General features: G+C 58.8%; 9 protein-coding genes. 7 read left to right on the forward strand and 2 right to left on the reverse strand.

The genetic code is table 11. The features are described 5' to 3' along the window. Nucleotides 1–9: 9 nt before the first annotated feature. Together ACR0J0_RS21740 and ACR0J0_RS21745 are read left to right on the forward strand one after the other, a co-directional pair. Entirely contained in the window at nucleotides 10–765 is a 756-nt protein-coding gene (locus tag ACR0J0_RS21740; RefSeq protein WP_480666079.1) for a class II aldolase and adducin N-terminal domain-containing protein, read from the forward strand. Between the two features lie 21 nt (nucleotides 766–786). Continuing rightward, the gene (locus ACR0J0_RS21745; protein ID WP_480666080.1) at nucleotides 787–1,776 is read left to right on the forward strand and encodes a sterol desaturase family protein; all 990 of its coding nucleotides are present in this window, start codon (nucleotides 787–789) and stop codon (nucleotides 1,774–1,776) included. Here the strand turns inward: ACR0J0_RS21745 and ACR0J0_RS21750 are convergent. Then, on the reverse strand, nucleotides 1,773–2,714 hold the full coding sequence (locus ACR0J0_RS21750; protein WP_480666081.1) for a GlxA family transcriptional regulator: 942 nt from the start codon (nucleotides 2,712–2,714) through the stop codon (nucleotides 1,773–1,775). The genes ACR0J0_RS21745 and ACR0J0_RS21750 overlap by 4 nt on opposite strands. A gap of 78 nt (nucleotides 2,715–2,792) precedes the next feature. Between ACR0J0_RS21750 and ACR0J0_RS21755 the strand changes: the two genes are divergently transcribed. From ACR0J0_RS21755 to ACR0J0_RS21765, 3 genes are read left to right on the forward strand one after another with little or no spacing between them, the layout of a single operon-like run. Continuing rightward, nucleotides 2,793–3,953: an acyl-CoA dehydrogenase family protein gene (locus ACR0J0_RS21755; protein ID WP_480666082.1), complete on the forward strand. Its 1,161-nt coding sequence runs from the start codon at nucleotides 2,793–2,795 to the stop codon at nucleotides 3,951–3,953. Between the two features lie 16 nt (nucleotides 3,954–3,969). Next, nucleotides 3,970–5,985, forward strand: coding sequence for an acetate--CoA ligase family protein (locus tag ACR0J0_RS21760; RefSeq protein WP_480666083.1), 2,016 nt, complete (start codon nucleotides 3,970–3,972; stop codon nucleotides 5,983–5,985). Further along, nucleotides 5,982–6,761 carry a carnitinyl-CoA dehydratase gene (locus ACR0J0_RS21765; protein ID WP_480666084.1) on the forward strand — a complete coding sequence of 260 codons (780 nt, stop codon included), beginning with the start codon at nucleotides 5,982–5,984 and terminating at the stop codon, nucleotides 6,759–6,761. Before ACR0J0_RS21760 ends, ACR0J0_RS21765 begins: the two co-directional genes overlap by 4 nt. A 6-nt stretch (nucleotides 6,762–6,767) precedes the next feature. On the opposite strand, the gene ACR0J0_RS21770 is transcribed toward ACR0J0_RS21765, so the two are convergent. Further along, nucleotides 6,768–7,400 carry a class I SAM-dependent DNA methyltransferase gene (locus ACR0J0_RS21770; RefSeq protein WP_480666085.1) on the reverse strand — a complete coding sequence of 211 codons (633 nt, stop codon included), beginning with the start codon at nucleotides 7,398–7,400 and terminating at the stop codon, nucleotides 6,768–6,770. A 90-nt stretch (nucleotides 7,401–7,490) separates the two neighbouring features. Here ACR0J0_RS21770 and ACR0J0_RS21775 point away from each other — a divergent pair, with 90 nt between their 5' ends. Both ACR0J0_RS21775 and katG read left to right on the forward strand, forming a co-directional pair. Next, nucleotides 7,491–8,336, forward strand: coding sequence for an SDR family oxidoreductase (locus tag ACR0J0_RS21775; RefSeq protein ID WP_480666086.1), 846 nt, complete (start codon nucleotides 7,491–7,493; stop codon nucleotides 8,334–8,336). A gap of 268 nt (nucleotides 8,337–8,604) precedes the next feature. After that, nucleotides 8,605–10,806, forward strand: a complete 2,202-nt coding sequence (gene katG / locus ACR0J0_RS21780) for a catalase/peroxidase HPI (RefSeq protein ID WP_480666087.1) — start codon at nucleotides 8,605–8,607, stop codon at nucleotides 10,804–10,806. Nucleotides 10,807–11,161: the final 355 nt, after the last annotated feature.

Here is an 11,161-nt window from a genome sequence, read left to right on the forward strand (position 1 = left end):
GAGCCCGGAATGAGTGTCACCAACCTGCGCGCCAATATCGATCACTGGGCCGAACGCGTGGATCTTGCCGCAACGTTTCGTTGGGTCGAACGTTTGAACATGCATGAGGGCGTGGCCAACCACTTTAGCCTTGCGGTTAACCCTGATGGCACTCAGTTTCTGATGAACCCGAACCAGATGCATTTTGCTCGGGTCAAAGCATCAAATCTGCTGTTTCTGGATGCCAATGATGCCGAAGTCATGAACCAGCCCGGAGCCCCCGATCCAACGGCGTGGGGCTTGCACGGATCGATCCACCGGCACTGCCCGCATGCACGTTGCGTGATGCATGTGCATTCGATCTTTGCGACGGTTCTGGCCTCGCTAGCGGATAGCACGCTGCCCCCGATCGATCAGAACACGGCCACATTCTACAACCGGTATGTCATCGATCAGGAATTTGGTGGCCTTGCCTTCGAAAGCGAAGGGGAACGTTGCGCATCCATGCTGTCGGACCCCAAAAAGAAGGTCATGATCATGGGCAATCACGGTGTGCTCGTGATCGGCAGCGATCCAGCAGATGCCTTTAATAGGCTCTATTATTTCGAACGTGCGGCAGAAACTTACATTCGCGCGCTGCAAACCGGCCAGCCCCTGCGCGTCCTGTCGGACGAGATCGCCGAGAAGACGGCGCAAGAACTTGAAGATTATCCGGATCAGGCCGAAGCGCATCTGCGAGAGATCAAGGCTCTGCTGGATGCGGAGGGTTCGGACTACTCAACGTGACACCTCGATAGGGTATTCGCCATGTCTGACACTGCCCAGGATCCCGAAGCCGCTCGCTGGAACTATCACCCCGAGGGTCCGGTGAAGTTGAATCCGTTGTTCAATTGGCCCCCGCGCCCTACCGCAGTGCTGAAATGGTACGGCGGGGCATGGCTTCAGATCACGTCGCTAACGCTGTGCCTGGCAATAGCCGTCATTGCCTACGCGTTCTTCTTCCCTTCGCTCGACACGATGCAGAGTTTTGCGCCAGGGTGGATGTTCCGCATTTGGCTGCTGAACATGGTGCCTCAGATTCTGGTCGCGGGTGGGCTGCACTGGTGGCTGTACATGCGAAAAGGGCAGGGCATGTACAAAAAGTTCGACCGCCGAGACCTGACGCGCAACAACGGTACGTTCACGTTCCGCAGTCAGGTTCTGGATAATATCTGGTGGACGCTGGGCAGTGCGATGTCTGTGGCCACCGTGTATCAGTGGATCATCTACTGGGCGATGGCCAACGGATATGTGCCAACCGACACATGGGCCAGTGCGCCGGTCTGGTGCGTCGTCTGGATGGCGTTAATACCCATGTGGTCAGGCCTACACTTCTATTGGGTGCACAGGTTGGAGCATCATCCCAAGCTCTATAAACACGTTCATGCCGTGCATCATCGCAATGTAAACACTGGTCCATGGTCGGGGATATCGAACCACTGGTATGAGAACCTGCTGTATTTCTCGACCTACTTCATCCATCTGATCGTGCCGTCGCACCCGATGCACGTGCTGTTCCATGCATATTTCCAGCAGATCAGCCCCGTGCTGTCGCATTCCGGGTTCGAAAAGCTGAAAGCGGGCGACACCGAGGCCGCGCGCGCCGGGGATTTCTTTCACCAGCTCCACCACCGGTATTTCGAGTGCAACTACGGAACTTCTGAAATCCCGTTCGATAAGTGGTTTGGCACCTATCATGACGGCTCGGCCGAGGCGACGACACGCACACGCGCCTACAAGAAGCAGATGTACACCTAGCCTGTCCGCAAGGCGCGTGGCGTGGCACCGAATTCAGCTTTGAACGCGCGGGTCAGGGCGCTGGGGTCATCATAGCCCGCGCGCAGAGCAATTTCGCCAATGCTCATGTCGGTTTCGGAAACCAGCTTGCGCGCCAGATTGAGCCGCAAACGCCGATAGACCTGCGCGGGCCCGGCCCCAAGCTCGGTTTGCATCCTGACGGATAAAGCTTTTTGCGACCGTCCGACACGGCGAGCGATCTCGGAGACGGGCAAAGGCGACTCGAGGTTCTCCTGCATCAGGGCCAACGCTTTGTTAACGTAACCGCTGGTCGCGCCTGCGCCACCGGTATGGGAGCGCGCGGAATCACGGGTCATGAAAAGTTGAGATACCTCCAGGGCCAGCGCCTGCCCCTGATCTCGACCGATCAGATGCAGGACCAGATCAAAGGCCGCCATGGCGCCGGAACAGGTGATGCGGTTTCGGTCGATGACATAGCGTTCGCGTCGGGCATCGACCTCTGGGAACCTTTCGGTGAATCCGGTCAACTCCTCCCAGTGGATAGTGGCGTGATGCCCGTCCAAAAGCCCGGCCAAAGCCAACAGCCAGCTACCGGTGTCGAGACCAGCAAGAACCTTGAAGCGCCGGTTCGCAGATCGCAGGCCCGAGAGGGTGCGCCAACCGCCATGCGCTCGAAACCCATAGGACGGCATCACCATCAGCATGTCGCCGCTGGCGGTCTGCAGGGTCCCGTGTGGTGCAACTTGCAGGCCGGATGACGATGTCACTGGCCCGGTGTCCAGCGCAAGGAACTGCCAGTCATACAACTTGCGCCCTGCCAACGTGTTTGCGGCACGCAAAGGCTCGACCGTATTGGCCAGGCAATGGTTCGAGAATCCGTCGAACAGAAGAACCCCGATTTGCTGCGGTGCAGAGGGCGATTTAGTCCAATCTTGCATGATCAACGTCTATTTTCGCATGTTCGAAAAATCAAGCCGCGTCAGGATATGCCTCAACACCGGATTTGGAGACGCCCGATGCAATATGGATTGTCCGACGAACAGGAGATGATCGTCTCAACCGTTCGCAGCTTTGTCGAAAACGAAATCTACCCGCATGAGGAACTGGTCGAACGCACCGGCGAGGTCCCGCAGGAGATCGCGGATGAGATCAAGCGCAAGACGATTGAGCTGGGCTTTTACGCCTGCAACTTTCCCGAAATCGTAGGATGCGCAGGGCTGAATCATCTGGAGTTCGCACTGGTCGAACGTGAGTTAGGCCGCGGGTCCATGGCGCTGAACCATTTCTTCGGGCGTCCTCAGAATATTCTGATGGCGTGTGAGGGCGATCAGGTCGAACGCTACCTGATGCCGGCCGTGCGTGGCGAAAAGATGGATGCGTTGGCAATGACGGAACCCGGCGCCGGATCGGATGTGCGTGGCATGAAATGCGCGGCCGTCCGCGACCGAGGCGACTGGGTCGTTAATGGCACCAAGCATTTCATCTCGGGCGCAGAGCATGCGGATTTCATCATTGTCTTCATCGCAACCGGCGAGGATCAGACGCCGAAAGGCCCGAAAAAGCGGATCACGGCGTTTCTGGTTGATCGCGGAACACCGGGTTTCACCATCCGCGACGGGTATAAGTCTGTCAGCCATCGCGGCTATAAGAACATGGTGCTGGATTTCGACGACTGCCGCCTGCCGGACAGCCAGGTTCTGGGTGAAGTCGATGGCGGCTTCGATGTGATGAACACCTGGCTCTACGCAACCCGCATCACGGTTGCTGCCATGTCCGTGGGTCGCGCACGTCGCGCGTTCGACTATGCGCTGGATTACTCTGCCACGCGCGAACAGTTCGGCCAGAAGATCGGCAAGTATCAGGGCGTGTCCTTCCAGATCGCGGACATGATCACAGAAATAGACGCGGCAGACCTGTTGACGCTTGCGGCAGCAGACAGGCTGGACAAAGGCCTGCCTGCCAACCGCGAGATCGCCTCGGCAAAGCTTTATGCCTCCGAGATGTTGGGGCGTGTCACCGATGCTGCCATTCAGATCCACGGTGGTATGGGCCTGATGGATGACTACCCGCTGGAGCGTTTCTGGCGTGACGCGCGGGTTGAGCGCATTTGGGACGGCACCAGCGAAATCCAGCGCCACATTATCAGCCGCGATTTGCTGAGGGCGCTCGGTGCGTGACGAGGGAGGCCGCCTGATGTCTTCGCTGTCACGCGTCCTGAAACCCACATCGATTGCTGTGATTGGCGGCGGTGCCTGGTGCGTCGCTGTCATCGAACAGGCCCGAAAGTTTGGCTTTAAGGGCGATATCTGGCCCGTCCATCCAAAGGCGGCCCAAATCGCGGGCGAACCTGCCTTTGCCAGCCTCGAGGCGCTGCCCGAAGCGCCGGACGTTGCATTCATTGGTATCAACCGCCATGCGACGATCGAAACGGTTGGTGTTCTGGCCACGATGGGTGCCGGGGGCGCGGTGTGTTTTGCTTCGGGCTTTACCGAGGCCCGCGCCGAAGACGATCAGGGCGCTGATCTGCAGGACCAGTTGATTCGGGCGGCTGGCGACATGCCGATTCTGGGGCCAAACTGCTACGGATTTATCAACGGGTTGGATCGTGCCGCTGTCTGGCCGGATCAGCATGGCATGCAACCCGTGGATTGCGGTGTGGCGATCCTGACCCAAAGCTCGAACATCGCTATTAATATGACGATGCAACGCCGCGCTTTGCCATTGGCCTTTATGCTGACCAGCGGAAATCAGGCGCAGACCCATCAGGCCGACATCGCCTCGGCCTTGTTGGATGATGACCGGATCACCGCGATTGGTCTGCACATCGAAGGGTTCGGCGATCTGCGCAAATGGGAAGCTCTGGCCCAAAAGGCGCGGGATCGGAACGTGCCGATCATTGCCTTGAAAATGGGTCGCTCTGCGCATGCGCAGGCGGCGGCGATTTCCCATACGGCGTCGTTGGCCGGAGGAGATGCGGGCGCGCAGGCGTTTCTGGATCGGCTTGGGATCGCGCGGTTGGCAGATATTCCCAGCTTCCTAGAATGCCTCAAGCTACTGCATGTGACTGGTCGGCTTGATCATAACGGTCTTGGATCAATCAGCTGCTCCGGTGGAGAGGCCAGTCTAGCCGCGGATATGGCGGAAGGTCGCGCGGTGCATTTCCCACCGCTGACGGATACGCAAAAGGATGATCTGCGCGCAGCTTTGGGGCCGATGGTGGCCTTAGCGAACCCGCTGGACTACCACACCTACATTTGGCGCGACACTGCGGCGATGACGCGGGCTTGGTCTGCCATGACGAGCCCGGAACAGGCGCTGACCATGGCGATCGTCGACTATCCGCACACGGATGCGACAGATTGGGAATGTGCCACGCAGGCCGCTTTGAGTTGTGTGGAACGGACGGGGCGCAGGTTTGCAGTGACGGCAACGCTGCCGGAACTGATGCCCGAAGACGTCGCGCAACGCCTGTTGGAAGGAGGCGTGGTTCCATTCGCCGGGCTGCACGAGGCATTGGCCGCCGTCGAAGCTGCGGCACGTCCCGTCGTAGCAGAGACGGACCCGGTCTTGCTGCCCTCTGCCTCAGTTGCAGATCAGGTTTTGACCGAGGCTGAGGCCAAGCACGCATTGGAGGGTTTTGGAGTCCGCGTACCCAGAAGCACGGTTGCGCCCGCCGAAGCGGCGCCTCGATCCATAGCTGATCTGACGGGCCCATATGCCGTCAAGGGGGTTGGGCTGGCGCACAAATCCGAGCATGCGGCGGTTCGCCTTGGTATTGACGCCGCCGATGTCGCCGATGTCGCGGCGGATATCGGTACCGAAGAAGTACTGATCGAAGAAATGGCGACCGGTGGCGTGGTGGAACTGTTGGTGGGTGTCACACGAGACCCGGCTCATGGTTTCGTATTGACCTTGGGCGCAGGCGGTGTGTTGACGGAAATCCTGCGCGACTCTGTTTCTTTGCTGATCCCGTCCTCTCGTGACGCGGTGCAAGAGGCGTTGGGCGGGTTGAACTGCGCCCCGCTTTTGGCGGGGTATCGCGGCAAACCGGCGGCGGACATGGAAGCGATCCTGAACACGGTTGAGGCCGTTCAGGCCTATGTCATTGCCAATGCAGCCCACGTCAGCGAAGTTGAAATCAATCCCCTGATCTGTGCGCCGGACGGTGCGGTGGCGGTGGATGCTCTGATCCGAAAGGCAAGTTCATGAACCCGGTCAAAACCAAGCGCGAAGGCGCTATTCTCGAAGTCACCCTGGACCGCCCCAAGGCCAATGCCATTGATCTGGCAACCAGCCGCATCATGGGCGAGGTTTTTCGCGATTTTCGGGACGACCCTGACCTGCGCGTTGCGATCATAACGGGCGGTGGGGAAAAGTTCTTTTGCCCCGGCTGGGACCTGAAGGCCGCCGCTGACGGAGACGCCGTAGATGGCGATTATGGCGTCGGCGGGTTCGGCGGTCTGCAGGAACTGCGCGATATGAACAAGCCGGTCATCGCGGCGGTCAACGGGATCGCCTGTGGTGGCGGGTTGGAGCTGGCCTTGAGTGCGGACATGATCATCGCTGCGGATCACGCCAGTTTTGCATTGCCAGAAATCCGCTCGGGCACCGTGGCCGATGCCGCCAGTGTCAAACTGCCAAAACGCATTCCGTATCACGTGGCGATGGAACTGCTGCTGACCGGACGCTGGTTCGATCCGAACGAAGCGAAGAACTGGGGGTTAGTGAACGAGATCGTGCCGGGTGATCAGCTGATGGACCGCGCATGGGAACTGGCGCGCCTTTTGGCCAGCGGCCCGCCATTGGTTTATGCCGCGATCAAAGAGATCGTGCGCGATGCCGAGGATTCTAAGTTTCAGGATGCCATGAACCGTATCACCGGGCGGCAACTGCCAACAGTCGATACTCTGTACGGATCGGAAGACAATCTGGAAGGCGCGCGTGCTTTTGCTGAAAAACGCGACCCTGTGTGGAAAGGGCGCTAAGTCAGTCTACACACGCTCGAACAGCGCGATCAGCGCGGTGTCATTTTTATTGGGGCCGGAGGCGAGGTCGCCATAGATGGGCACCTCGGGCAGGGCCAGATTGCGAATCTGGTCTTGAGCCAGCCGGTGTAGGGCTTCGGCAAAACCAAGTTTCTCGTAGTGTTTGGCGTTGATCGACAGGGCAAACTGAGCACCATGCCGGGCGACGCGCAGAAGTGCCGTCAAAGCCTCTGGCCCAAGGTGACCATGTGTGAACGTGCCAGAAGATACGATCCCAGAATAACTTTCGCGCGGAACCGGGATGCCTTCGTTCAGATCCGCCTCGATCGCGTCGCGGTAGATATCCTTGCGCATGGCCTGATCCAGCATCTCGGCGCTGATGTCCGTGGCGTCGATCGGGCCAACGCCCAAACCGGCCAGAACGGCGCCGCACAGGCCGGTTCCCGCGCCGACGTCAAGCACAGGCCCTTGTCCGCCGGCGCTGACAAAGGCACGCGCGGTGTGGATGTGCAACTGATAGTCTTCGCGCGTGGCAAAATCTTCGTCATAGTCCCCGGCCCATTCCGCATAGAGACGTTTGTGGCCTTCGGGCGAATCCAGCGCATAGGCTGTCTGCAGATCTGGTGTTTTTTCACTCATGCCCAAAAGAAAGGCGCATTGAGGGATTCGAATCAAGTATCTGCGTGCAGATGCTTGCATCCCGTGAATTTGCGGATCATCTAGGAACGCATGACAGGTACTCTCTTTTCGTTCGGGCACGGGTATTCGGCGCAGGCCTTGTCCCGGCAATTGAAACCCAATGGATGGCGCATCTTTGGCACCACGCGCGACCCGGCCCAATCGCAAGCGATCAGGGCGTCCGGGGCCGAACCGGTAATCTGGCCCGGACATACGCCCGAGTTGGATGGGGTGACCCACCTGCTAATCTCGACGGCGCCAAACGCGCAGGGGGATCCGGTTCTGGCTGCGATGCGAGATGAAATCGTGGAACGTGCGAAGCAGTTTGAATGGGTCGGCTATCTGTCGACCACCGCCGTCTACGGAGATCATCAGGGCGCGTGGGTGGATGAAACGACACCTGCGACCCCAACGGCCGAGCGCGGCAAATGGCGGGTGCGGGCAGAAGAACAATGGCGGGGCATTCCCGGCCTGCCGACCCATATCTTCCGTCTGGCTGGCATCTATGGCCCCGGACGCGGTCCGTTCTCCAAGTTGAAACGTGTGGGCATGCGGCGGATCATCAAACCCGGTCAGGTCTTTTCGCGCATCCATGTGGCAGACATCGCGCAGGTTCTTTCGGTGTCGATGGCCGCGCCCAATCCGGGTGCAATTTACAACGTATGCGATGACGAACCAGTCCCGCCACAGGATGTCATCGCCTACGCGGCCGAGTTGCAGGGCCTGCCGCTGCCGCCCGAGGTGTCATTTGACGAGGCGGATATGACCCCGATGGCGCGCAGCTTTTATAATGAAAACAAGCGGGTCAGGAATAATCGGATCAAGGATGAGTTGGGCGTAAACCTGCTTTATCCAGACTACAGGGTCGGGCTAAAGTCCCTGATGGTCGACGACTAAAGGCCGGACTGTCCCGGGGTAAGTTGCCCTTTGCTTTCTTTGATAAGTTTTGATTATAGAAACCATCTATAAACAAAACTTATTTGCATGGTTTGAATCTGCTAGTTCTGGCGGCGACAAGACAAGAGTCGCCGATGCCTCTGGTGGAATGCGCGCAATACAGGTCGTGCATCTAAAAGAAGTAAAAGTGTCATCTATATATGTTCTTGATCGCCCGAGTTTTTCACCGCGCGACTGAGCCGGATTTTAGCCAGGATTGGAGATCGACATGGACGGAAGTGATAACCCCAAAACGGGCGGATGCCCGGTAATGCATGGCGCAGGAACCCGGTCGAACCGGGATTGGTGGCCAAACCAGCTCAACTTGTCGATTCTGCACCAGAAAACGCCTGCGTCGAACCCGCTGGGGCCGGATTTCGACTACGCGGAAGAGTTCAAGAAGCTGGATATGAAAGCGCTGAAGGAAGATCTCTATGCGCTGATGACGGATTCGCAGGACTGGTGGCCCGCCGATTACGGCCACTATGGCGGTCTGTTCATCCGTATGGCCTGGCACAGCGCCGGGACCTACCGGACGGCAGATGGCCGAGGCGGCGCCTCAACCGGCAACCAGCGGTTCGCGCCGCTGAACAGCTGGCCGGATAACGGCAACCTCGATAAAGCGCGCCGTCTGCTGTGGCCGATCAAACAGAAATATGGCAACCAGATCTCTTGGGCCGACCTGATGATCCTGGCCGGCAACTGCGCTATCGAATCTATGGGCGGCAAGACCTTTGGCTTTGCCGGCGGCCGCGAAGATATCTGGGCGCCCGAAGAAGACATCTATTGGGGATCTGAAACCGACTGGCTGGCCCCCACCGACAACCCGCACAGCCGCTATTCAGGCGAACGCGATCTGGAAAACCCGCTGGCCGCCGTTCAGATGGGCCTGATCTACGTGAACCCGGAAGGTCCGGATGGTGAGCCCAACGTTTTGGCCTCGGGTCGCGATATCCGGGACACCTTTGGCCGGATGGCCATGAACGATGAGGAAACCGTCGCACTGGTTGCCGGTGGCCACACCTTCGGTAAAGCCCACGGCGCCGGGGACCCTGATCTGGTCGGTCCGGAACCCGAAGCCGCTCCGATCGAAGAGATGGGCTTGGGCTGGATCAACAAGTTCGGTTCGGGCGTGGGTGACGACACCACGACCTCGGGCATCGAGGGCGCGTGGACTGCGAATCCGATCAAATGGGACAACGGCTATTTCGACTTGCTGTTCAAATATGAGTGGAACCTGACCAAGAGCCCCGCAGGCGCATATATCTGGGAACCGATCGGCGTCGAAGAAGAAGACATGGCTCCGGCGGCCGGTGATCCGACCAAAAAGGTCAAGACCATGATGACAACCGCCGACATGGCGATGCGCATGGACCCGATTTATGGCCCGATCTCGAAACGCTTCCATGAGAACCCGGAAGAGTTCGCCGACGCCTTCGCCCGCGCGTGGTTCAAACTGACTCACCGCGACATGGGTCCGCGTTCGAACTATATCGGACCGGAAGCCCCAACTGAGGAGCTCATCTGGCAGGACAATGTTCCGGCAGTGGATCACGATCTGGTCGATGAGGCCGATGTCGCAGACCTGAAGGCCAAGATCGCCGCAACCGGCCTGTCGGTGTCCGAACTGGTCTCGACCGCATGGGCTTCGGCCTCGACTTTCCGTGGGTCTGATAAGCGCGGCGGTGCCAATGGTGCCCGTATCCGTCTCGCGCCGCAGAAAGACTGGGATGTGAACGAGCCTCTGAAACTGTCCAAAACTTTAGATGCTCTGGAAGGCGTTCAGAAGGCGTTCAACGATGCGCAGTCTGGCGGCAAGCAAGTATCTTTGGCTGACGTGATCGTTCTGGCCGGTGCAACGGGTGTCGAACAAGCTGCCAAGGCGGCGGGTATTGATGTCGAGGTGCCGTTCACTCCGGGCCGTACCGACGCGACTCAGGATCAGACGGACGTGGACAGCATGGCGGTTCTGGAACCAATCGCAGATGGTTTCCGCAACTATCAGAAGGCCGAGTACACCGTCTCGCCCGAAGAGTTGCTGGTTGACCGGGCGCAGTTGTTGACCCTGTCGGCACCTGAGATGACCGCCCTTGTCGGTGGCCTGCGGGTACTGGGCGCCAGTTTTGGCGATACCAGGCATGGCGTCTTTACGGACCGGGTTGGTGTGCTGAGCAACGACTTCTTCACCAACATTCTGGATATGAGCACCGAGTGGAAGCCTGCAGGCAAAGGTATCTACGAAGGCCGCGACCGCTCCAGTGGTGAGCTCAAATGGACCGGCACCCGTGTCGACCTGGTCTTCGGTTCGAACTCGCAGCTGCGGGCGCTGGCCGAGGTCTATGGTCAGGCCGACGCCGAAGGCAAATTCGTCTGTGACTTTGTATCGGCCTGGAACAAGGTGATGAATGCGGATCGTTTCGATCTGAAGTAATCCCGCGTTCATTACAGTAATTGCGCCGCTCGGGGAGACTCGGGCGGCGTTTTCTTTGGACCGAGTCCCGAGTGTATACCAAGCATTGGGTACGATTCCGCCGAAACGCCAACTTCTTTACCAGATCATGCAGGGAGAAAGTCGTTCAGGCGCGTGAATTCTAAAGCTAACCTGTTGTTTTTATTAACATCAGCAAGTTTCTGCGGGGAAATGTGAAGTTTTTTCAAAATGGGGGTTGCAGGTCCCAGACCTAATCCGTAAATACCCCTTCACCGGCGCTGCTGAGGCGCTGGGGGCGCACCGGGGAGACGGTGGGACGGGCCGGAGAGACGGTTGAGACGCTCAGGAGAGACTG

This window comes from Ruegeria sp. BF12 (assembly GCF_056538705.1).